This window comes from Methylobacterium sp. P1-11, from assembly GCF_008329595.1.
Classification (GTDB): domain Bacteria; phylum Pseudomonadota; class Alphaproteobacteria; order Rhizobiales; family Beijerinckiaceae; genus Methylobacterium.
The window spans coordinates 1-22,360 of the sequence record NZ_NPKS01000051.1 but is presented as its reverse complement, the minus strand read 5'-3'; the positions used below and the strand labels follow the sequence as shown (position 1 = coordinate 22,360).

The window sequence follows — 22,360 nt, the reverse complement described above, 5'->3', positions numbered from 1 at the left end:
ATGGCGATCAGGATGGAGGTGCCATGCCGGAAGACCCGATGAGGACGTTCACCGCGTTTGCGGGTTTGCGGCGGCTCGCCAGCGGTCGCTTGATCGACGTGGCTCTGGCCGCGAAAGCGCGGGCGGCGGAAGATGGCGATCCGATCTTGACCTTCGACGACAGGTCGGGTGCCGTCATCGACCTCGATCTGCGTGGAACCGAGGCGGACATCACCGCACGGTTGGTCAAACTCACGAATGCGGGAGACGCCACGAGCACCGTCGAGAGGCGACCGGATCCCGATGGTGCTCCAAGGAACCGTGGTCGCCCGAAGCTCGGGGTCGTCGCCCGCGAGGTGACGCTGCTTCCCCGTCAGTGGGAGTGGCTTGCATCTCAGCCAGGAGGTGCATCGCAAGCATTGCGGCGCCTCGTTGACGAAGCGCGGCGGACAGACGGCGGGCAGAGCCGGATAAAGGCAGCGAGAGAGGCCGCGTACCGCTTCCTTTCAGCGCTGGCCGGGGATCTGCCTGGGTTTGAGGACGTGATCCGGGCGCTTTTCGCCGGGGATGCCGAAGGCTTTGCAGGGCGCATGACAGCATGGCCACCGGACATCCGAGACTATGCACTGAAGCTTGCAGCCCTCACCTGAGCCAACGAGGTGCGCCGGACGGTTGAGGTCCGCCTAGAGCAATGTCAGCTTTTCAGGATCCGCGTCCGGAAGCCGACATTCCGGAAACCACCCAATCCGGTCCTCCCGCATTCGACCCAACCTCGCCGTTGCGCTTGCCTCCTTCCGATCCAGAAAGCGGACGCTCGGTGAGCCTCATGCCTCGGCTTCGTCCTCGCCCGCATTGCTCGCCGCCAGTCTGCTACGCAACACGCTCAGGACACGAAGGGCTGTCGCCAACTCGTCCGGGGACAGGCCCCTCGCCAGATCGTCGGCGGCCGGGTCCCAGGCTCGGATCGCGTCGTCGTAGGCACGCTTCCCTGCCGCCGTCAGCACTACCAGTTGCGCCCGCTTGTGGTGCGGATTGTTTTCAAACCGCAGCAAGCCTTCCTGCTCAAGTTCGTTGACGATGCGCTGGACGTTTTGCCGGTTCGCCCCGAGGTCGCGGGCGAGCCATGCCACCGGTTGCGGTCGGTCGGCGTAGGCGATGGCGCCCATGATTTGCCAGCGGGCGCTGGTTAGGCCGAAGGGCCGAACCAACCGGTCGCCCCAGACGAGGGTTGCGTTGTTCACCCGGAAGAGCGTGAGGACGAGATCGGTCAGCGTCTCGGCCGAAGGCGATCTGCTGGGCATGCGAGCATCCATGTTGACACCATGGTGTCGATCGGCAATAATGACATTATGATGTCATATTGACATTGTTGAGGCAAGGAGAGTGACATGGCCAGGTTTTTGGAAATGGACACCACTGTCACGCTCGCCGACCAGCTTCGCGACGACACGGACGGTCCCGTCGTGCTGGTCAACACATTCGTCGTCCAACCCGAGGATGCCGACGCACTGCTGAACGCCTGGAGCCGCGACGCCGCGATCATGAAGCGCCAGCCGGGCTTCATCTCGACCCAGCTTCATCGGGGCACCGCGGGCAGTGGCACCTTCCTGAACTACGCGATCTGGCAGTCCGTCGCGCACTTCCGCGACGCCTTCGCAAACCCTGAGTTCAGGGCGCAGCTAGGCGCCTATCCGGACAGTGCGACGGTGAGCCCCCACCTTTTCCGCAAGCTCGAGGTCCCCGGGATCTGCGTGGCATGAGCGGCAGAATTACCCTGCAGCCCTCCCACGCCTTAAAAACAGCGATTACAGGAAGAGTCCGCTTTCTCGCGAACCCCGCAGGAACCTGACCTTCTCGTTTCCACCCTTTGCGGCCCTTACGATTGCGCTCGACGGTGGATCCAGGAGCTTCACGACGGCGATTCGGTGGCATTCCGCGACGGCAGCTCGCGCTTCCGCACGATCCGAGCCCGGTCCCGGAGGGTGACCTCGTCCGTCGGCCGTTCCAGGCCGGCCGCCTCGAACAGCGCGATCGCCATGGACAGCGGGTAGATCGTGGCGAGGTGCAGTTCGCGCTTGCCGCCGACGACCGAGCTACCGTTGGCCATCAGGCCGCCGCATATTTTGAGCGGCCAGCCCACCGCGGGTCTTCGCGGGTGCGGAGGCTTGCGTGGATCGGCCCAAGACGCATCGTGATGGGGTAACTAGCGCCTTCCCCTATCCAACTGGTCGATCTTCATGACAGCGTTTGTGCTGCATGACGTTGATCTACCGCAATCTGACCGAGGGGCCTGCGAGATACCGACACGGTGAGGCGTACTCGGACGCGCGCTCGATCTGGTCGCGCCAGGAGGCGGCGGCGGGCGGGATGTCGGCATGTCGGCGGGGTTCGGTCGAAGGGTTGCCGGTCCACTAACCGTCCGCTCGGCCCCATCGCGATCTGCTCATGGGGCGGGGAGCATCTAATCTCGCCAGCGTGTGAGCCGTGGGTCTACTGATCCGCAACGGAGAAACTGGCTCGCGCGCTCATGACCAACCGGCCATCCTCGTCGTAGGCGCGTGCGGTAACGGCGTCCCCCGGGCGCTCTTCGGCCTCATCGTGGAGGATTGCCGTCAGCGTATGACGCAGAACAGTGCGCAGAGCATCGCGGCTTGATAGCTCGACGCCTTCCTCGTCCTGAACCTCGTGCCCGTTGGCCGTGCTGATGAAGTAGCGTGACACTCACGCCTCCCTGGTCGGACCGGCCCCCAGACAGGCTAATCCAGATCAGAGAAAACGGTTCGCCAGCGCTTGGTTACAGCGCACGAAAAGCCCCGCGCGGCGGTGCCGGCGGGGCTGGAGGTTGCGGTCTGGGAGGAACCGGGTCAGCCGTCGCAAGCGGCGGACCAGCGGCGGACCAGCGGCGGACCAGCGGCGGGCCAGCGGCGGACCAGCGTCGGATGAGATGTCCACCTGATCGGACGCGGAGCCGAAGGCGTGCTCTGGCGCCCCCTGCGCCCGAGGTCGTCGACTTCAAAGCCTTGCTGAAGGATCTACGCGCCGAGCGGCGGGCGGCGCGAGAGAGAGGCGTCCAGAAGCGGTGAGCATCCGGGCAACGACCAGGGTCGAAGAGCGCTCCCGCCTCGCGCCGGGTGTTCTTTTTGCAGAACCTCTGGGCATGCAGCCCGTGCGATCCCTTGCGAGCCACTACGGCACCAGTGCCGTCAGCCCGCACGCCGCCAGGATCGTCACCAGCACCATGAAGCCCAGCAGCGAGCCCGTGCTGCCGATCTGCGCGAAGAGGCGGTTGCTCACCGACCCGCGCCCTTCTTGGCGAACTCCCATACCGGAATACCCCAGATCTGCCCCTGTTTGGTCCGGTAGGCCGAACCGCGCTCGAACACCACTCGCGTCGGCTCGACGGCCTGGGCCTGGCTGCCGGTGATCATTATCACCCCGGAGCACTCTATCCGCAGCGTGCCATGCTCGGGGTGGAGCGCGAACAGCTCGGATCGCCACCCCACTCGCTAAGATTACGTATTCACCCGGCAAGATGACCTCTGGCTTGGCCAACAGTATGCCTGCATACAGTGGCGCCGAATGGATATTAGGCCGCCTTATCCCATCTCGCTTGTCGCGTAATGGCGAGGAACGCTTGCTGCCAAGGCGGGGCATTGATGCAGGATTTATAAAATTGATCGACAGGGCCATTTTCAAGCGGTTGAAGAGGAAAGCAACAGCCCGCCCTCCGCTCCTGCTCGTCCTGGCGTCGGCCGTATCTTCAGTCGCGATCTGGGTGGCGATCAACCTGCACGCAGGGCGTATAATCTGGCTCTGGTGAGTCCCGGGCTCGTACAGGCAGTTGAGCACGCCCTACAAGAACTAACGCGGGTCAAGTCGTAGCAAGCAGGATCGGCTGCGCGGAAGGGGCCAGAGCAACGCGATTGATTGCGAACGATCAATAGTGGAGACTTGCCTTTATGGCGCTCCTATTTCATTCCAGCAACTGAGGGGATCTACAGGGAAGAGAGCCTTGAGCGAAGAACCACAAGAGGTTGGTCCCAACCGCGCCGAGCTGGCTGCCGAGATCGTTTCGGCCTACGTCTCGAACAATCCCGTCCCACCGGCCGAGCTGCCGGCCCTGATCGCGAGAGTGCACGCAGCAGTTTCCAGCCTGGGCGCTGGAGGCGATCCCGGTGCTGCGGCCCCAGCGAGCGAGATTGAGAAGCCGACTCCCGCCCAGATGCGCAAGTCTGTCCGGGACGACGGCATCGTCAGCTTCATCGACGGCAAGACCTACAAGACACTGAAGCGCCACCTGAGTAGCCACGGGCTCGACCCGATGACCTATCGCGAGCGGTACGGCCTTCCGTCGGATTACCCGATGGTCGCTCCGAGCTACGCCGCGCAGCGCTCTGCGCTAGCGAAGGCTATTGGCCTCGGCGTCCGGGGTGGCCGCGCCAATCAGCGCAGCTCTGCGGCAGGGAAGTAATCGACGGTTAGGCGCGAGCAGCCCGTTGGTGCCGCTCTACTGGCCTCAGAGCGGCAACCGCACGACTGTTCCGGTGGGCGCGGTGCATACCGGCCGGCCGAAGGTGTCGGCCCAGCTCAGTTGAATAATGCGGGCGCTCGGTGCTTCAACCGCAGGCCTGTCGGCGAGCTTCGCGGCTCGGCGCTTGGCGGTGCCGATCCAGCGCACGATCCAGTCTCCTCGCCGAAGCACGGATGTCGCTGGCAGCTGGGACGCGGGCTTGCGACGCCCTGGGCGGACGTTGTTGCGCTTGGCCGCAAGCATGGCGTGATGTCCCCGACGAGGTTTCGAGGTAGCATCGGTAGCGTGACAGTAAGCTGTGCCGCATCCGTTGTTCAGAGTACGCCGAAAGGCTCAGGAACCCCTTGAACCGGTGCCTCGGCTTGAGATGGCTCACGCGCACGCCTTGTCGCTGGAACGCTCAGCTTCCAGGCGCGCTGCGCTGAGGACGCGTCGGCGGCCTTGGCTGTCCTGTATCGCAGACCAGAGCCGCATCATGACGGGTATAGTCGTGGGTCTGGGCGGCGGGATGGCCGGGGGGCGAGCGGCCGGTCGGGACGGGTTCGCTCCAGCGCCTGGATCTGGCTCTTCTCGTCGATGGACAGCACCACCGCGTGGGCGGGTGGGTCCATATAGAGGCCGACGACGCCGGGATCCCATCGAACAGGTTCGATGGGTGCCCGTTCTCGACCTTCGCGGCGAAGGCGGGGTCGCGCGAGCGCTTGAACGTGCGCAGTCGATGCGGTTGGAGGCGGTGAGCGTCCCAGATCCGCTGCACGGCGCGCAACGAGATCCCAACCGCCCGGGCCACGGCCCGGCCGGTCCAGTGGGTGACCTCGCCCGGCGGCTCTGAGCAGGTCAGCGCCAGCACCTCGGCCAGCGTCTCGGTCGGTGGGGTGGCGTGCCGGGTGGACGCGTCTTGTCGCGCAGCAGACCTTCGACGCCCGCCTTCGGCGTAGCGCCGCTGCCAGCGCCACACGGCCGGGCGGCTGACGCCCGCCCGCCGGGCCACATCTTGGACGCTTAGACGCGCGGCTGAGAGCAGGACGATGCGGGCACGCTGGATGTGTTTGAGTGGGCGCGATCGATCCTGCGCGATCGCAGCGAGCCGGGTCACGTCGGCTGCATCGGGAAGCACGCAGACAGTCTGAGCCGTCGCACAGACTCGCACACCTCATCCCGCCCGTGAATCCTTCGTCCGCGTCACTGCACTAGTGAACGCTGCGGCAGGGGGAACCAACGTGACAATCAGATGTCACCCCGACTTTCTCTGTATATCGCGACGTGTTCCGTGATCTAACCTGCGTTAACGTGTGATTCACTATAGCGGCCCGCCTCGTCTCCGCTCAGTGTGTCTGTAAAACTACAGCCATTTTGTTCAAGGGTCGGTAGTCATATTGCCAGAGCGAATTTCCGGACCCTACACATGACCAAGCTCCTGGCCTCACTGGCCGCCCTCACCGCCCTCACCGCCCTCACCGGCGCCGCCTCGGCTGCCGACCTTCCGCGCCGCGCCGCTCCGCCGCCTGTCTTCACCCCCGTCCCGGTCTTCACCTGGACCGGCGCCTATTTCGGTATCAACGCCGGCTACGCCTTCGACGCCAGCGACCGCAACACCGGCAACACCTTCATCGTGCCGGGTGGCGCGGGTGGGTACACCGTCAGCGGGGCCCCGGTCGCGGTGACCTTCCGCAACCGTAGCCAGGACGGCTTCTCCGGTGGTGGCCAGATCGGCTACAATTGGCAGATCACCCCGGGCTCGGGCGTCGTGATCGGCGTCGAGGCCGACGCCCAGTACCTCGACTTCGGCCGCAACCGGAACAACGCCTTCGTCGCCGGCGGCCTGGTGCCCGGCTACTACGTCACCGACCCGCGCGGCCTCTCCAGCCTCGACTACTTCGGTACCGTCCGCGGCCGCCTCGGCTACGCCTTCGACCGCACCCTCGTGTACGGCACCGGCGGCTTCGCCTACGGCTCGGGCAGCGCCGACCGCTCCTTCGGCGGCTTTGCCGGCAACGACAGCTTCCGCACCGGCTGGGCCGCCGGCGGCGGCATCGAGTACGCCCTGCCCACCGACTCGTTCCTGAACTTCTTCCGCTCCTCGGCCGTGACGCTCAAGGTCGAAGGCCTGTACGTCAATCTCGACCGCGGCACCCGCAACCAGGGCGCGTTCGTCATCAACAGCGCGACCAACTTCCCGGTCGTCTACAGCGGCGTCGGCCGCCGCGACGACCAGTTCGCCGTCGTCCGCGCCGGCCTGAACTACAAGTTCGGCTCGTACTAAGATCCGGTCGCGTTGCTCCCGGTTGTCTGTCCCGGGAGCAGCGGCGGTGGGCAAGGGGTAGTTGGTCCTCCCCGTTGCCTTCCGCCGCCGGAGAGCAGCCGCCCGGCTGACCTTCGCATCCCCAGCCCGATCAAACTGGCCGCGAGGTCGGCGACACCCTGGGAGCGCAAGCTCCTGGGGTGTTTCTTGTTTGGGGATCCGGTCCGGGGCGAGCCAGCTACGTCTCGCCCTGACGGCACCACGACTTTATCGCGAGTTGGATCCCCAATGCCCTAATGGGTGTCCGAGGTGGATCCTCGGTCCGCTGAAGGGTAAGCCTCCCGCCCAGAACAACGGGATCGCGCCAGCGGCGACTAGGGCGGATGCAACCGTATCGGTCTGTGTCGGCTTGGGGCGCGCCGTCAAGTCAACGTCGTGAGGGCATCTGAGATGGGGAGCGAAGCGCGACAACCGCAATCGCGGGTAGCGTTAGCCGTGACTGTCGCTTTGGGCATCGCCTTGGCTGGCGCGGGTACGATCGGCTGGCGTTGGTACAGCTACGTCACAGCCGGCGACACGCCCTACGACGAGATCGGGATCGAGGTGAACCGCCGCCTGCCGGAGCCGCTCCGCTCGTGGGGCTGCCAGCGCATCAGAGAGCGGTTCCCCCGCGCCGTACCGCCCTACGGCTGCCAGCCTGGACAGGTCTGAGAGCCGCCCGGTCGCCGGGCGATCCTGGGCTGTCATCGATCCTGTTCAAGGCTGTGATAGCAACCCGGACCGGCCGCGCGGCCTTCTGGATCGCGCGGCCCTCATGAACGAGGTCTCCATGCGCGTCTCTGCACTTGTCATCGGTTTGTGCCTGACCTCCGTGTCGCTCGCAGCGGCACGGGCACAACCGGCTCCGACGCCTGCGCCCACGACGGCGCCGGATCCGATGCTGCTGAAGGTCGCCCGGGAGACCGTCGCGCAGATGCAGGGCGACCGCACCGCGACGCTCGGCTCAATGGCGGCCCCCAATGGTCGGCATGATGCAGCAGATCGGGATCAAGGAGCCCGACAAGGCGCAGGTGCTTGTGCAGGAAGTCGTCATGCCGACGCTGACAGCGCACTACGACGAGTTGCTCGACATTCAGGCGCGCGGTTTCGCCACCGTACTGAACAAGGACGAGTTGCAGGCCATCGCGGCCTTCTACGCAACGCCCGCCGGGAAGCGCCTCGCCGCAGCCCAGCCGCAACTTGCTCAGATACAACTCGCGGGCATGCAGCAATGGATGCAGTCCGTGATGCCCGAGATGCAGGGCAAGCTGACTAAGGCCATCCAAGCCCACGGATGGTCGCCAAATGGGCAGGCTAAGCCGCGCTAAGCAGGGACGCCTCGGCATTGCGGTAAGCCTGAACGGTCAGCTGATGGCCCACAACAGCGGTAGCGCGCCTGTCAGGAACAGGGCTGAGGAGAAGAGCACGGCGCGGCGATCGCGATGATGCAGGACGAAGACGTGAGGGCTGGCGAACATAGCAAAGCCGGATCGCAAGAGAGGACGTCACGCTCGCTCCTGAACCTTGACGGCTTAGGGGCGCTTTTCGCTGTCCACAGGTGGTGCAGCCCCTCAGTCCGGAGACGACTGAGCAATGCGCGGACTTGGTTCTGAGCCGCAACGTCGTTCTCTTGCTTGTCAAATCCATGCTTGCACATCGGCAGCAGCTTCTGCATCGCCCGGTCCATCGCCGGCCCCTCCCACAGGATCAGAACTTCGCAGTCGGTCAGATCCTTGAGAAGGCACCAGAGCATCAGCATGAGGCCGAGCGCCGGGCGTTCGTGCCAGTCGGTGGTCGTCTACCGTTTGACCCGCTCGAGGCGACGTATGAGCGCCTGGCTCTTGGCCGGCGTCAGGTCTGCAAACGGCTCTAGGCAGGCTGTCCATAGATTGCCACGCAACTCGGCGATATCCGCCTCAGCCCTGGCGGCCGGATCCGAGTCGGGCGGAATGAACACATTCGGTGCCCCCGTGAGCGCGTAGAGAAGGTAGGCGGGAACTGCGAGTTCGATCCGCTGACGGTCGGTTAGGATCGGCATAAGGGCATTTACCGACGATATCACCACCTGGAGAGCCACGGCAGTCGGTGGCGGTCGAACGGCTCTCTCCGAGGTCCCGCAGGCGACCGCAAACACTGATGCTGGCATGTCGGCAAAAAGCTGGATTGCTGGCCGGTTGGGCCCGGCGTGTTCTCAGATCAAATAAGATGCTCCCATCGCAGTCTGATCGGCTCTTGAGGCCTGGATTGAGGAAACGAAAAAAGCCCGGCCGCTAGGCCGGGCTTAGTAGGGTCCCGTTGCACGGGGACATCAAGACCAGGAAGCTTTGGAGAACAACCGGTCTCGATCTGGGATTAGAAGTCGCGCTGGACGCGGAAGCGGAAGGTGGAGACGCTGTCCGCCGTCGTGGTGCGCGGCACGAAGGTGCCGTTGTTGATGCCGGCGACGTTCGCGTAGGCGGTCGGGGTCTTGTCGCGGTCGATTACGCGGCCATTCTTGACGCCGATCTGGGTGTAGAAGCCCTCGACACCGATATCGAGATCCTTGACCGGCGACCAGATGATGCTGCCACCCGCCACGAACTGGTAGGTGTCGCGCAGCGCCTCGCTGAGCTGGAAGAACCGGGTGCCTGGCGCGCCCACGGCGTTCACGCCGAAGGAATTTGTTCCGCCCGGGTTGGCCAGTGCGAAGGCCGCGCCCTGAGCCAGACGGGCGCCAGTGCGGTAGTCCATCTCACCGTACGACCCGAAGAAGGCCGAACGCCATTCCGGCGACCAGTAGTGCAGGTAGGAGGCGACGACCGTGAAGCTGGTGGACTGCTCCATCTGACCCGTGAACGGGTTCACCGTCGCATCGTTGAAATACTGCGCGAACTTCTGACCCTGGATCGTCGTCGGGTTCTGCGCGTAGGAACCACTGAACTGAGAGTAGCCGGTGTAGAGCTGCGAGCCGGAGCCGTAGGCACCCTGCAGGTAGAGGGCGTCGCCCGGGGCGATGAACGGCGTGTTGATCTTCAGGCCGCCCTGCACCGCCCAACCGTAGGAGTTGTTCGTGTGCGGGATGCTGATGTTCGAACCCGTGCCGGTGCCCGCGCCGTTGGCGACGTTGCCGACGTTCAGCTCGTGCATCGCAGCCGAGACCTGAGCCGAGCCCCAGGCCTGATCGAGGCGCAGCACGCCGACAACGTCCGGGATGCGCGAGCGCTGGATCACGTCGACGAAGCTGTACCGGGTCGGCACGCCGTTGGTGTATCCGATGAACACCTCGGCCGGCGCGTTCGTTTGGGCGAAGTTCTGGATGTTCGAGTTATTCGTGATGCCCGCCGGATTGTTGGTCTGCGAGAAGATCGGGCTGCGGCGGAAGACCGGGTCTTCGGCCGAGATCGTGGCGGACAGGCCGTTGCCCAACGTCGCCGTGTAGGCGAGCAGGTTGGTCGAGGCGACGTCCGAACCCGCGGTGGCGCCGGCGAACTCGAAATCGTGGGCGTAGAAGTCGAAGAACGAGGAGGCGCGACCGGCGGTCATGCCGGCGAACTGGATGAACGCCTTGTCGACGTTCACGAACTGCGAGTCACGGCCGAAGCTGTCGATGCCGAGGCCCGGGAAGGCCTGGCCGATGCGCTGCTGGGTGCCGGACTGGCCAACGCCGGAATAGCCGGTGCGGGCGCCGGCATCGAGGCGCACGAAGGCGCGCAGCGTGCCGTAGGCGGTCTGGGTGCGGGCATCGAGGTTGATGCGCATCCGACCCTGGTAGCCCGACGTGTCGCCGACGTTCGAGCCATTCTGGCGCGAGTAACTGGTCATGTAGCCGCCCTCGAACCGGGCGCGGCCGGAGAGACGCAGGCAGGTGTCGGTGCCAGGAATGTAGAAGAAGCCGGCGCCGTAGGCTCCGCAAACGCGAACGTATTCGATCGGAACTGCCTTCTTGACCGGCAGGTCGGCAGCGTGGGCTGCGCCCACCGCCGCGAATGCGGTGGCCGAGCTAAGCAGCGAGCTTTTCAAGAACCTCATCGATATCCCCAAAACTTCGAGACCCATCTCGTGGCGACGTCCGTTTCCCGGATTACGCCTGTTCATTTTGTTGGTTGGGCCCGCGTCTTGGTGGCCGGCTCCGGCAGGCTCTCACCTCGAGGAGGCCTGCTGCTGCCGGATCATGCCGGAAAGGTTTCGGACAGCAATGCCATTTAATCCCGAAACATATCACTCTTTGCGCCCGCGCCATTTACGCAACACTAGGTTTGCCGGCTCCACTGGAGGTGTGCGCGCTAGCTCGATCGGCTGCGAGCAGAGAAATAGCTGAAAAATCCATTTCTTATGAGATACTTGATGCTTCCGTAAAGGAACGTACAAATCCATATCTGGATGGGGTCGCACGGCTGCGAGTGTTTCTGTCTGGAAACATAAGCGGTCTGAATTTGGATGATCGGCGAGACATATCGCGCCTCGCCACATCGACCGGGTCCGGCCGCAGTGACCCCTCGTTGACACCCATCTGTCACGGTGAGTCGCGACAGGACCGGATGCGAGACGCGGGTCGATGGCACCTCGAACGTTCCGGAACGGCGAGGATCCTAGAGACCGACCGAGCAGGACGAAGCCAACGGTTCTCTCTCGGTGAACTGTGTCAGTGTTCGTGCCCGCTGGAAGAAGTCCGACATCGGAGCGCAGGCTGTCCGCTCACATGCCTTTGCCGCCTGAAAGCGGAGCAGCGGAAAACCACCCCGAGCAGCCATTCCGGTAGCGACCCAACTTGGTCGCCCGGAGCGCCATTGGCGTTTCCCGTAAGCGGACATTCGTCAGCTGTCCGGCAACTGCGACCAAGGGTGGGATGCAACCTTTATCGCCACGGCCGCAACCGGAGATCCACCCCTTTGCCCAGCTGTCCTGCAGTTCTCTCCTAAACCTAGCCGCAAGAAGATCATCGGCGCATTTGCGCACGAGATCGCATTGCCGCATCGAGCAACATCGCTTATCGCCTGGAGAAATATAAAAGGACGACAATCGTGCGAAATGGAACAATTAAAAACTAGCGCATTGTATCTTGGACGTGACTTTTATGTTCTTGCATCACGGCCCGCCGCCGCTATACGCCACGGCATAACCAAGCCACCCCAGCCGTCTCTCACAGGCAGAGGTCAATGCCTGCCGTCGATCCCGCCCATGATGGGACTGCGAGCCGATTGGCGAGTCTCTATCGCAGCCATTGCGAGGCCTTGCTGCGGTTTCTGAGCCGGAAGGTCGGTCGACACGAAGCGTCCGACCTGATGCATGAGGCCTTCATCCGAGTGGCGCGGTCCGAGCAAGGACAAATCGTTTTCAACAACGAGCGCGCCTTCCTGTTTCAGATCGCGGCGAACCTGGCCGTGGATCACAACAGGGCGCAGATGCGCCAGTCCCGGCTGCTCATGCCCGTCGAGATCGACGATCTTCTGGCTGTCGCCGACGAGGGACCGGGCCCGGACCGGCAGGCACTGGGTCGGCTCGACCTGCAGAGGCTCGGTGCAGCCCTGCGCGAACTCCCGCCCCGGCGCGCAGAGGCCTTCCGCCTCAGCCGGATCGAAGGCTTAAGCCACGCATCCATCGCCGCGCGCCTCGGCGTATCACTTCGAACGGTGGAGGCCGAGGTCAGGATGGCACTCGATCATTGTGCGGACCGTCTCCGGCCAAGCCGGATCCCCGATTGATTGCGGGATGCCGTGCATCGAAACGTCTTGCTGCAGGATGCTCTTTCCGTGTGATGGCGCGAAACGCATCCGCCGACCGGCGAGAGAAGAATGATTGAGCCGAACCGACAGGATAGGGCTACAAACGGCGACGACGACAGCGTCCGGCGGCAGGCGCACGCCTGGGTCGTCCGCCTGACCTCCGGAACGGCGACGCAGGACGACGCCAAGGCCCTCGCCGCTTGGCGCTCCACGCCCGAGCACGACGCCGCATTCCGGGCTGCCGCCGGACTTTGGCGGCGGACGGGCGACGCCCTCGCGGCCACGTCCGGGCCGGCAGTTGCCCGGGAGGCGCCGCGCGGGATGACCCGGCGGCGCATGCTCGGCCGAGTGGCCGCCGGCGGGGTCGCGACGGCCTCCATCGCAGCCGCGGGCGCGACACTTGTGTTGCAGTTGCCGACCCTGCGTGCCGCATACCGAACGGGTACAGGCGAAATCCGGACGGCGACCCTGCCGGGCGGCATCCTCATCGAGTTGGATGCCGAGTCTGCCCTGGACGCTCACCTCGACGACATGCGGCAGGACATCGTTCTGCATGCCGGCTCGGCGGCCTTCACCGTTCCAGCCACCCGTGCTTCCCTCACCGTAGTCGTGGGCGAGGCGCGCCTCATCACCGAGCCGAGCGAGCCGGCGGAGGTCGTCGTTCGATGCAAGCCTCGCCGAGGCCTGTCCGGCTGGGTCGGCGGCCAGGATGCCGACGTGGCCTGCCTGTCCGGCCGAGTCACCGTCGTTCCCGCACCGGGCGTTCCTGCGACGCGCCTCGCGGCCGGACAGGAGGTCGGGATCGGACCGGATGCGCGCGGCCCCCACGCCATCGACGTCGCCGCCACGGCCGCTTGGAGGCGGGGCCTGCTCGTCTTCCGCGATACGCCCCTGTCGCAGGTCGTGGACGATCTCAACCGGTACCGGCCGGGCCGGATCGTCGTCGCCAGTTCGGCCACGGCCGCCCGGCGGGTGACGGGCGTGTTCCACCTCGCGCGACCAGAGGAAGCTCTCGGCAGCATCCGCACCGCCCTCGCCCTATCGGAGGTCAGGTTCGGCGACCGTCTCGTCGTCCTGCGCTGAGTGCCGCCCAATCGGGTGGGCCGAGAAAGAGCACGAAGTTTTTTTGCGGGCTCGCCACCCGGCGCGCGTCTGATGAGTCAGACGGGCGATCACGACCCGTCGGGCAGCGGAGACAAGCCGCAAGATGACGTGGGGCACGACGATGGCGGAAGGACGTGGGCGGCATCGGACGGGAGACGGCTATCGGATGGTGACGGGATTGAGTGGGGTCGCGGCGCTCGTGATGGCCCTACCGACGCAGACTTCGGCGGCCATCGCCCCCGCGGACCTGACCGGGGTGAAGGTCGAGGCGCGGCTCGTCCGCGTGGCATCGCCCAATCCTGATATGGACGAGTCCCTCGACTTCCTGATTGCCGAGCAGCCTCTCGACGAGGCTCTGGCGTCTTATGGAGCCGTCAGCGGCGTGCAGCTGATCTACGACAGCAACGCCAGCCGCCGCCTGCGCGCGACACCGCTCACCGGACGCTACAACCGTATAGAAGGCCTGCGGCAACTGCTTGCGGGCACCGGCTTGGTGCCGCACTTCACGGCCAAGCGCTCGGCTACCATCGTCGGCCTCGTCGCCCAGGCCGACATCGATAGTCTCCAAGACGGCACCGTCACCCTCGACGCCTTGGAGGTAACTACCGATACAGCCCTCGGGCCAGTCAATGGCTACGTCGCCAGACGCAGCGCGACGGCGACGAAGACCGGCACGTCGATCCTGGAAACGCCGCAGGCCATCAACGTGGTTGGCCGGAAGGAAATCGAGGACCGGCAGGCGCAGAACGTGCGCCAAGCGCTGCTCTACACGCCGGGCGTGCTGACGCAGTACGGCACGGACCTGCGCTACGATTGGCTCTACGTCCGCGGCTTTGTACCCGGACGCTACCTTGATGGCCTGCGCTTGCCGTTCGGCGCACGGGGCTACTCGCAGCCACTCGTCGAGTCGTACGGCCTGGAGCGCATCGAGCTGCTGAAGGGCCCTTCATCGGGACTCTACGGGCAGAACTCGCCGGGTGGCCTTCTCAACCTCGTCAGCAAACGTCCGAGCGCAGTGCCTTTGCACGAGATCCAACTCCAGACTGGCAGCTTCGGACGTGCTCAGGCTGCCTTCGACCTGTCCGGTCCCGTCGATCCCGACGGCCGTATCCTGTACCGTCTGACAGGGCTCACTCGGAGCACTGGAACCCAAGTGGATTACCTGGAAGAAGACCGGGTCTTCATCGCACCGAGCGTCACGTTCCGACCGGATGCCGACACGTCCTTCACAATCCTGTCGCAGTACTTACACATTGACTCGCCCGGCGGCGGAGCGCCCCAAGGCCTCCCGACCCTCGGCACCCTGTACACGAACCCACGAGGGCGCATTCCCACAAGACTGTTCATCGGCGAGCCGAATTACGACCGGTTCAAGCTCGATCAAAGCTTCATCGGCTACGCCCTCGAGCATCGCTTCGATGATGTCTGGACTGTGCGCCAGAACCTGCGATTTGCGCATGTAGAAGCCGACACCCAGCGCGTCCAGGCGATCGGGCTCGCGACTGATGATCGGACGCTGTCCCGTTATGCTTGGGCTTTCCCGGAACGCTCGAACCTCTTCAACGTCGACAACCAGCTGGAAGCGCGCTTTCGTACGGGGCCTTTCGCCCACACGCTCCTGTTCGGCGCGGATTATCTGCGTGAGGATGCACGCTATGACGAGTCCAACCTGCGGATCGTCCCCTCGATCGACATCTTCGCTCCGGTCTATGCCGGGAGCGTCACCCGGCCGCCGATCGGCACGCGGATCACACAAGGGCGCAATCAGACCGGTCTGTACGCACAGGACGAGATCCGCTTCGGCGGCTTCAGTCTTACGCTGAGCGGGCGCCAGGACTGGGCCGAAGCCATTACTCGGACCCGGACGGTCTCGACCGGCGCGCTGGCGCAGGTGAAGCAGGACGATGCCGCCTTCACCGGCCGCGTTGGCCTGAGCTACCTCTTCGAGGGCGGCTTGGCCCCTTACGTGAGCTACGCGACGTCGTTCCAGCCGACCTCCGGCACCAACCGGCTCGGCGCGCCCTTCGCTCCGACCACCGGTGACCAAATCGAGGGCGGTATCAAAGTGCAGCCGACAGGTACGAACCTCTTGCTGACCGGTGCGGTGTTCGATCTAAGGCAGCAGAACGTGCTGACGCCGGACGCCCTCGACTTCCGGTTCAACACCCAGGCTGGCGAAGCAAGGGTCCGCGGGCTGGAACTAGAGGCGAAGGCCAACCTCACCGACAGCCTCGACGTGATCGCCTCCTACGCTGCCATGAACAGCCGGTTCACCAAGGCCAACGCCAACGCGGCAGGGGCCAGCATCGTTGGGAACGAACTGCCCTTCGTTCCACGCCAACAGGCCTCGGTCTGGCTCGACTACACGATCCGAACGGGGGACTGGGCCGGCCTCGGCCTGGGCGCGGGCGTGCGCTACGTCGGCATCTCGGTCGGCGACAACGCCAACCTCTACCGAACACCTGCGGTCACGCTCGTCGATGCGGCTGTCCGCTATGATTTTGGGTATCGCTATCCCGAACTGAAGGGCGTCGATCTTGCGATCAACGCGACGAACCTCTTCGACAAAACTTACGTCACGACGTGTATTGCTGCGACCGGCTGCTTCTACGGAAACAGGCAGACGATCCTCGCGACGCTGCGCTATCGCTGGTAACGACCGAAGAAATTCGGCGCTGTTAATTTCGGAAGGACGAGGTGCTCAGCGCAGTTGGCGACCCTGATCACACAAGATGATGCGGGATCTGAGGTCGCAAACCTTCGCCCGTTTCGTCAAAGGTCGGAGTGAGGTGGGCGGATCGTATTTGGTCACGAACGGTCCTCGAGGCTATGTCTGGTTCAAGGCATCCGTCCATCGGAAGCGGACGGGCCGAAAACCACCCCAAGCGGCCATCCCGCTTGCGACCCAACCCAGTCATTCAAAGGGCCACGAGGGTTGCCCGGAAGAGGACACGACTTAGGGTTCAATCCGACGGCGGGATCGACTCATCGCTGACTGCGAGCGCCGCTTCCTGGCATTCATCTGATTTGCTGGTGACCAGAAAATTCACCCCAGGCTTCCTGCGAACCGCTCGGCCAGACGCTCGGTCTTAAACGCCTCGACCACCCAGTCGACGAAGGCCCGCGTCTTCGCCGGCAGATGAGCGCGCGAGGCGAAGTAGAGGGAGATCGCACCGGCATCGGCGTACCAACGCGGGAGCAGGCGCACGAGGTCGCCGCGGTCCAGGTCGTGACGCACGTCGGGTACCGCAACGAGCGTGACGCCGAGGCCCAGCAGCGCCGCTTCGCGCATGGCACTGGGATCGTTGACGACGACGCTCTCCGGTAGGACTGCGCTCTCCTCGCGTCCGGCCGCTTCGTGCATGGTCCAGTGCCGGATGCGGCCGGTCTGGAGCGACCGCATGACGATGCCGTCGAACGCCTGGAGCCCTTCCGGGTCGGAGGGCGGCACCCGGCCCCGCATGTAGGCCGGGGACGCCACAGCGATGATGTGGGCGGGTGCCAGGATGCGGGCCACGATGCCGGGGGACAGTGCGAAGCCGCCGCCGATGGCGGCGTCGTAGCCCTCGGCGACTAAGTCGACCTGGCGGTTCTCGAAGTGCCATTCCGGCCTGATGCGCGGATAGCGGGCCAGGAAGCCCGGCAGGAGCGGCAAGACGTGGCTCATCCCAAAGGTCGGCGGCAGGCTGACCTTGAGCGTCCCGACCGGTTCGCCACCGTCCGCGAAGACGCCGGCAATCGCGGCTTGCAACCCCTCCAGGTTCCCCGCGACCGCTTGGCGAAAGCCCTCCCCGGCCTCGGTCAGGGTAAGCTTGCGGGTCGAGCGGTGGAACAGCCGCACCCCGAGGTTCCGCTCCAGCATGGCCACGTTGCGGCTGACCGCGGCCGGCGTCAGCGACAGCCGCCGGGCGGCCTCGGAGAAGCTGCCGCACTCGGCGCTGCGCACGAAGGCTTCGAGGTTGGCCAAGGTCTCCATGCCACCACCTTCAACGATCCGTTGAAAGAATTAAAAGCCATTCAAGGCTAAACCAGGAGGAGTTCCCGGGCCATCCTCATCTCATCAAACACGCGATGGGGCGATAACATGACCCAAGAATCCCACCCTCTCGCCGGCAAGGCGGCGCTCGTGACCGGCGGATCCCGCGGCATCGGGGCGGCCATCGTCCGACGCCTCGCCCGCGACGGCGCAGACGTCGCCTTCAGCTACGCCGCCTCGCGCGAGCAGGCCGAGGACAACGTCCGCGAGGTCGAGGCCCTCGGCCGGCGGGCGGTCGCCATCAGGGCGGACCAAGCCGACGCCGGCGAGGTCGCGGCCCTGGTGAAGAAGGCTCATGCCGCGCTCGGCCGCCTCGACATCCTGGTCAACTCCGCGGGGGTGTTCGTCACCGGCATGGTCGGCGACCCCGGGCCCGACCATGCCGCGTTCGACCGGCAGTTCGACGTCAACGTCAAGGGCGTCGCCGCGGCGGTCCGGGCCGCCGTGCCGCTGCTGACGGACGGCGGCCGCATCGTGTCCATAGGCACCACCGGCGCGGTCCACATCCCGTTCGCCGGCGCCGCCGACTACGTCGCCACGAAGGCGGCGGTTGCGGCCTACACCCGCGGTTGGGCCCGCGACCTCGGGCCCCGCAACATCACGGTCAACGTGGTCCAGCCCGGCGCGATCAACACCGACATGAACCCGCAGGACGGACCCTTCGCCGAGAGCCTCAAGAACCTTGCCGCGCTCGGCCGCTACGGCCAGCCGGAGGACATCGCGGCAGCGGTCGCGTTCCTGGCCGGGCCGGACGCCGGGTACGTCACCGGGGCCACGCTGAACGTCGACGGCGGCCAGTCCGCCTGATCCTTGATCCCATACCGAAAGAGATAGAGCCATGACCTCCATCGGCATCATCGGCGCCGGCCAGATCGGCCGCGCCATCGCGACGGCGCTCGCCCGCCACGCCATTAGCGCCACGCTCGCGAACAGCCGCGGGCCTGACAGCCTCGCGGAGACCGTCGCCGCACTGGGACCGAGCATCACGGCAGGCACTCGCGAGGAGGCCGCCTCGAAGGACATCGTCTTCGTCGCCGTGAACTGGTCGAAGCTGGAGACCGCCCTCGCCGGCCTGCCTGACTTCGGCGGCCGCATCGTCGTCGACGCCAACAACCCCATCGAGGCGCCGCTATTCAAGCCGTTCGACCTGGGCGCCCGCTCATCGAGCGAGGTTCTCGCGGGCCTGGTCCTGGGAGCCCGGGTCGTGAAGGCATTCAACCACCTGCGGCCGGACCTGGTCTCCGGCGATCCCGCCGACCGCGGTGGCCGCCGCGTGCTGTTCTACGCGGGCGACGACGCGCAGGCGAAGGCGGAGGTCGGGGCGCTGATCGACCGGCTCGGCTTCTTCGGCATCGACCTGGGTACGCTCGCCGTCGGTGGCCGCCTAGTCCAGTTCCCGGGCGGCCCTCTGCCCACGCACGACCTCGTCAAGTTCGGCTGAACACCCGAACCGGCCATCCCAAGGAGGCAACCCATGTCGGACACCACACCCACTGCCCCGAAAGCGGCGGAACCTGATTATGACCGGCTCCTGCGCGCCAACTTGGAGCGCGTCTTCAACGAGCGCGACGCGGAACGGCGCGCCGCGGCGCTCGCCGAGCTCTTCGTCGAGGCGCCGGTGATGTACGAGCCGACCGACATCGTGCAGGGACGCGAAGCCATCTCGGCGGTCGCCGGGGCCTTGCTGGACCGGTTCGGTCCGACGTTCCGGTTTACGCCGGTTGGGAATGCCGTCGGCCATCACGGCTTGGGCTACCTGCGGTGGCAGGCGGGTGCCGATGGTGGCCCGGTCACGGTCACGGGGTCGGACGTCGCGGAATTTGCCCACGGCAGGATCGCGCGCCTCTGGGTGCTGCTAAACCCGCTGGAAGCCTGAGACTGCCGGCGCGGAAGTTGACGGCAACTCCGTTGAGGCCCCCGCGCGCGCCGGCAGGCCTCTCATTTCCGATGCGTCGGACCTGCCCGCCTTGGCTTTGTAGCCGACGGGCGTTTGCATGGGTGGCATGAAACGCCTCGGTCACCTGCTGACCTGACCGGCTGTATCTCACCGAAAGCGAAACGGCCGCATCGAAGATGATTGACCGGATAAGCGGCCGGCCCCCTATCGATCCAACACGGTCGATCAGATCGCCGTCAGACGTTCCCGAAAGCAGTCATTCGTCGGCCGTCCGGCAACTTCAGCTCCGGGTGGATAAGGGTAGTCCGGTCGATGGCCGTTAACAGACGTTCGCATCGGGTCTCATACGGTAGCTATACCACTTGAGGGAGGTCAGCAGGGTGGACGTCCGCACACGCCACGGACGACAGACTTCACCTATGCTCTTCAGATTGCTTGCGCATCTGGGGCACTTGCACGTAGGGCAGCGAGATCACCTGGGTTGCCGAAGATACCCCAGTTCTCCGCGGCGACCTCTTGGATGACGACGTAGACCGGCGCGACCGACGTTCCCTCCGGGCGACGATCGAGGATCGCGGTCGCTTCCTCGATGAGCCTGCGCTTGCCGGCCGCATCCAGTCCACCGGCCAGAACGTAGATCTGAAGCGTGACCACCGGCAGCCGGACAGGGGCGTCACCCATGAACACGGCATCGGCCGCGTACTCGGCGAAATACGTCCATACGGTGCTCCGCACCAATGGCGAGTCTGGCAGCGCCTCGCAATCGAGCCCCAGCGCCATTAAAGCGCCTGCGACCCGCTGCCGATCGGCGGCGTCGAAGGTGCCAGCCGGCGAATGGATGATGAGCTTGGGCATGGAGCGGCGTCCCTTGTGAAAGAATGCGGGTTCCGCCGTGTGGCACCCATCGTCGCGGCTCAGATGGTCTGGCCGCCCGAGACCTCGATGCGCTGACCGGTGACCCAGCCATTGTCCGGGCCGAGCAGGCTGGCCACCATTGGGCCGATGTCGTCGGGCCGGCCGACGCGACCCAGCGCCGTCATGCCTGCAAACGCCTTGTTGTAGTCTGGGATGTCCCGCACCGCGCCGCCCAGGAAGTCAGTCTCGATCGCGCCGGGGGCGACCGTGTTGGCGATGATGCCGCGCGCGCCCAGCTCCTTGGCGAGGTAGACGGTCAAGACCTCCACCGCGCCCTTGGCCGCCGAGTAGGCCGAAAACCCGGGGAACGATACGCGCGTCAGGCCGGACGAGAAGTTGATGATGCGCCCGCCATCGGCCAGCACCGGCAACAGGGCCTGGGTCAGGAAGAACACGCCCTTCACGTGGACGTTGAACAGCTGGTCGAACTGCGCCTCGGTGGTGGCAGCGAAGTCGGCCATCTCGCCGTGCCCGGCGTTGTTGACCAGGTGATCGAGGGTGTCGCGGCCGAAGGTCTGCGTCAGGCTGCCGCGCAGCGCCCCCACGAAGGCTGGGAACGTCGCAACCGTGCCGGTGTCCAGCTGCAAGGCGACCGCCGTGCGACCCAGCGCCTCGATCTCGGCGACGACGGCCTGTGCCTGCTCTTTGTTGGTGCGGTAGGTCAGGATCACGTCGCTGCCGTGGCGGGCGATGCTGACGGCGGTGTTGCGGCCGAGGCCCCGGCTGCCGCCGGTTACGAGAGCGATTCTGCTCATGGACGGGTACTCCCTTGTTGCCCGACCATGATGGGGCCAGGGTGGCCGACCGTCGTTGCCGAAACCTCGCGTTCTCTTGCCTAATTCTCTTGGAGCCTTTGCCCGTCAGCGACGCTGCCGCTAGCATGGCCGCATGAGCGAGCCCCTGCGCGAGGCTGTTGACCGCTACACCAGCAGCTATCCGGGCGCTGGCGGTCTGACTGCGACCGCCATCCCCGGTTTGACCCTGGTACGGGCTGCCGCCCCGAGCGGCCTGGTTCACGCGATTAACCGGCCGTTGGTCTGCATCGTCCTGCAAGGCAGTAAGCACGTCACGACGGGCAACCAAGCGTTCACGTTCAGCGGGGGAGCCTCGCTGCTGATCACGGCAGACATGCCAACGGTCAGTCAGATCACCGAAGCCAGTGCGGAGCGGCCTTACCTTTCGCTGGTGCTCGAACTCGATACCGCCGTGCTGGCCGAGCTGCTGACGCAGATGGACGGAACCCCGCCACCGGGGCCGGTCCATTCCGTCGCCGTCGATCCTACGGATACGGAAGCGGCCGACACGGCCTTGCGCCTCATACGCTTGCTCGATCGTCCCGCATCCATCGCCATGCTACAGGCGCAGCTCGTGCGGGAGTTGCACTACTGGCTGCTTCTGGGCCGGCACGGAGCGGCCATGCGTGTGCTGGGCTGGCCAGGCGGCCATGCCGAGCACATCGCCCACGCGGTGGCCGTGCTGCGGGCGGAATACGCCCACCCGCTGTCCATCGAGCGTCTGGCGGCGGTGGCCGGTATGAGCCCGTCGTCTTTCCACCTGCACTTCCGGGGCGTGACCTCGCTCTCGCCGATCCAGTTCCAGAAGCAGCTACGCTTGATCGAGGCCCGGCGGCTGATGCTGGCGGAAGGGTTCGGCGCAGGCCGCGCCGCCTATGCGGTGGGTTACGAGAGCGTGCCGCAGTTCACCCGTGAGTATGGGCGAATGTTTGGTCAATCGCCAGCGCGCGAAATTCGTCAAGCGCGAGTACAAATTGGTTCAGCTGCATAGCTTATAAGCGGACGCTGCCAATGCCTGCTGAGGGTCCAGGCCGTGTCAAAACGCCGAGAATCGGCTTTGTGCTGGGGTGCCGCCCCAATTTTGCGAGAATAGGCGCTCCACCGTTTGGATCGACCCTTTG

The 22,360-nt window shown here is 65.5% G+C and carries 22 protein-coding genes and 1 pseudogene; 13 read left to right on the top strand and 10 right to left on the bottom strand.

Annotated elements, in window-relative coordinates; translation table 11 throughout:
- Positions 1-23: 23 nt before the first annotated feature.
- Positions 24-629, top strand: coding sequence for a DUF2239 family protein (locus tag CIW48_RS30690; protein WP_149314174.1), 606 nt, complete (start codon positions 24-26; stop codon positions 627-629).
- A 174-nt stretch (positions 630-803) separates the two neighbouring features.
- On the opposite strand, the gene CIW48_RS30685 is transcribed toward CIW48_RS30690, so the two are convergent.
- Complete coding sequence (locus CIW48_RS30685; protein ID WP_149314173.1) at positions 804-1,280, bottom strand: MarR family winged helix-turn-helix transcriptional regulator; 477 nt, start codon at positions 1,278-1,280, stop codon at positions 804-806.
- Positions 1,281-1,367: 87 nt separating this feature from the next.
- Between CIW48_RS30685 and CIW48_RS30680 the strand changes: the two genes are divergently transcribed.
- The gene (locus CIW48_RS30680; RefSeq protein ID WP_149314172.1) at positions 1,368-1,739 is read left to right on the top strand and encodes an antibiotic biosynthesis monooxygenase family protein; all 372 of its coding nucleotides are present in this window, start codon (positions 1,368-1,370) and stop codon (positions 1,737-1,739) included.
- A gap of 149 nt (positions 1,740-1,888) precedes the next feature.
- Here CIW48_RS30680 and CIW48_RS30675 read toward each other — a convergent pair whose 3' ends face one another.
- From CIW48_RS30675 to CIW48_RS30665, 3 genes are all read right to left on the bottom strand, one after another.
- Complete coding sequence (locus CIW48_RS30675; protein ID WP_149314171.1) at positions 1,889-2,086, bottom strand: hypothetical protein; 198 nt, start codon at positions 2,084-2,086, stop codon at positions 1,889-1,891.
- 383 nt (positions 2,087-2,469) lie between these two features.
- Positions 2,470-2,700, bottom strand: coding sequence for a hypothetical protein (locus CIW48_RS30670; RefSeq protein ID WP_149314170.1), 231 nt, complete (start codon positions 2,698-2,700; stop codon positions 2,470-2,472).
- A 569-nt stretch (positions 2,701-3,269) separates the two neighbouring features.
- The gene (locus CIW48_RS30665) at positions 3,270-3,413 is read right to left on the bottom strand and encodes a hypothetical protein (RefSeq protein WP_246695497.1); all 144 of its coding nucleotides are present in this window, start codon (positions 3,411-3,413) and stop codon (positions 3,270-3,272) included.
- A 578-nt stretch (positions 3,414-3,991) separates the two neighbouring features.
- Here CIW48_RS30665 and CIW48_RS30660 point away from each other — a divergent pair.
- Positions 3,992-4,450, top strand: a complete 459-nt coding sequence (locus tag CIW48_RS30660) for a MucR family transcriptional regulator (protein ID WP_149314169.1) — start codon at positions 3,992-3,994, stop codon at positions 4,448-4,450.
- Between the two features lie 45 nt (positions 4,451-4,495).
- Here the strand turns inward: CIW48_RS30660 and CIW48_RS33740 are convergent, their stop codons facing one another.
- Both CIW48_RS33740 and CIW48_RS30650 read right to left on the bottom strand, forming a co-directional pair.
- Positions 4,496-4,753 carry a hypothetical protein gene (locus CIW48_RS33740; RefSeq protein ID WP_149314168.1) on the bottom strand — a complete coding sequence of 86 codons (258 nt, stop codon included), beginning with the start codon at positions 4,751-4,753 and terminating at the stop codon, positions 4,496-4,498.
- Positions 4,754-4,985: 232 nt separating this feature from the next.
- A pseudogene (locus tag CIW48_RS30650) lies at positions 4,986-5,660 on the bottom strand (IS630 family transposase); the annotation flags it as partial.
- Between the two features lie 255 nt (positions 5,661-5,915).
- Between CIW48_RS30650 and CIW48_RS30645 the strand changes: the two are divergent.
- The 3 genes from CIW48_RS30645 to CIW48_RS34365 all read left to right on the top strand — a co-directional run bounded on the left by CIW48_RS30645 (position 5,916) and on the right by CIW48_RS34365 (position 8,119).
- Positions 5,916-6,773 carry a porin family protein gene (locus tag CIW48_RS30645; RefSeq protein WP_149314167.1) on the top strand — a complete coding sequence of 286 codons (858 nt, stop codon included), beginning with the start codon at positions 5,916-5,918 and terminating at the stop codon, positions 6,771-6,773.
- A gap of 474 nt (positions 6,774-7,247) precedes the next feature.
- A complete protein-coding gene (locus tag CIW48_RS30640; protein WP_348645151.1) occupies positions 7,248-7,463 on the top strand; it encodes a hypothetical protein in 216 nt (71 codons plus the stop codon).
- Positions 7,464-7,780: 317 nt separating this feature from the next.
- Positions 7,781-8,119, top strand: coding sequence for a DUF2059 domain-containing protein (locus CIW48_RS34365; protein ID WP_246695496.1), 339 nt, complete (start codon positions 7,781-7,783; stop codon positions 8,117-8,119).
- A 1,024-nt stretch (positions 8,120-9,143) separates the two neighbouring features.
- Here the strand turns inward: CIW48_RS34365 and CIW48_RS30625 are convergent.
- Positions 9,144-10,799 (bottom strand): porin, encoded by a 1,656-nt coding sequence (locus tag CIW48_RS30625; RefSeq protein WP_149314165.1) that lies wholly within the window; start codon positions 10,797-10,799, stop codon positions 9,144-9,146.
- Positions 10,800-11,926: 1,127 nt separating this feature from the next.
- Here CIW48_RS30625 and CIW48_RS30620 point away from each other — a divergent pair.
- From CIW48_RS30620 to CIW48_RS30610, 3 genes are all read left to right on the top strand, one after another.
- Entirely contained in the window at positions 11,927-12,472 is a 546-nt protein-coding gene (locus tag CIW48_RS30620; protein WP_149314164.1) for a sigma-70 family RNA polymerase sigma factor, read from the top strand.
- A 90-nt stretch (positions 12,473-12,562) separates the two neighbouring features.
- Positions 12,563-13,576 (top strand): DUF4880 domain-containing protein, encoded by a 1,014-nt coding sequence (locus tag CIW48_RS30615; protein WP_149314163.1) that lies wholly within the window; start codon positions 12,563-12,565, stop codon positions 13,574-13,576.
- A 124-nt stretch (positions 13,577-13,700) separates the two neighbouring features.
- Positions 13,701-16,253, top strand: a complete 2,553-nt coding sequence (locus tag CIW48_RS30610; RefSeq protein ID WP_246695495.1) for a TonB-dependent siderophore receptor — start codon at positions 13,701-13,703, stop codon at positions 16,251-16,253.
- A 390-nt stretch (positions 16,254-16,643) separates the two neighbouring features.
- Here CIW48_RS30610 and CIW48_RS30605 read toward each other — a convergent pair whose 3' ends face one another.
- Positions 16,644-17,573, bottom strand: coding sequence for a LysR family transcriptional regulator (locus tag CIW48_RS30605; RefSeq protein ID WP_149314162.1), 930 nt, complete (start codon positions 17,571-17,573; stop codon positions 16,644-16,646).
- Between the two features lie 108 nt (positions 17,574-17,681).
- Here CIW48_RS30605 and CIW48_RS30600 point away from each other — a divergent pair, with 108 nt between their 5' ends.
- The 3 genes from CIW48_RS30600 to CIW48_RS30590 are packed head-to-tail and all read left to right on the top strand — an operon-like array spanning position 17,682 to position 19,509.
- On the top strand, positions 17,682-18,440 hold the full coding sequence (locus CIW48_RS30600) for an SDR family oxidoreductase (RefSeq protein ID WP_149314161.1): 759 nt from the start codon (positions 17,682-17,684) through the stop codon (positions 18,438-18,440).
- 31 nt (positions 18,441-18,471) lie between these two features.
- Positions 18,472-19,074, top strand: coding sequence for an NAD(P)-binding domain-containing protein (locus CIW48_RS30595; protein WP_149314160.1), 603 nt, complete (start codon positions 18,472-18,474; stop codon positions 19,072-19,074).
- Positions 19,075-19,107: 33 nt separating this feature from the next.
- Positions 19,108-19,509: a nuclear transport factor 2 family protein gene (locus tag CIW48_RS30590; protein WP_149314159.1), complete on the top strand. Its 402-nt coding sequence runs from the start codon at positions 19,108-19,110 to the stop codon at positions 19,507-19,509.
- Between the two features lie 447 nt (positions 19,510-19,956).
- Here the strand turns inward: CIW48_RS30590 and CIW48_RS30585 are convergent, their stop codons facing one another.
- Positions 19,957-20,385, bottom strand: a complete 429-nt coding sequence (locus CIW48_RS30585; protein WP_149314158.1) for a tautomerase family protein — start codon at positions 20,383-20,385, stop codon at positions 19,957-19,959.
- Between the two features lie 59 nt (positions 20,386-20,444).
- Positions 20,445-21,200 carry an SDR family oxidoreductase gene (locus CIW48_RS30580; RefSeq protein ID WP_149314157.1) on the bottom strand — a complete coding sequence of 252 codons (756 nt, stop codon included), beginning with the start codon at positions 21,198-21,200 and terminating at the stop codon, positions 20,445-20,447.
- A 133-nt stretch (positions 21,201-21,333) separates the two neighbouring features.
- Here CIW48_RS30580 and CIW48_RS30575 point away from each other — a divergent pair, with 133 nt between their 5' ends.
- Positions 21,334-22,230 carry an AraC family transcriptional regulator gene (locus CIW48_RS30575; RefSeq protein WP_149314156.1) on the top strand — a complete coding sequence of 299 codons (897 nt, stop codon included), beginning with the start codon at positions 21,334-21,336 and terminating at the stop codon, positions 22,228-22,230.
- The last annotated feature ends 130 nt before the right edge of the window (positions 22,231-22,360 follow it).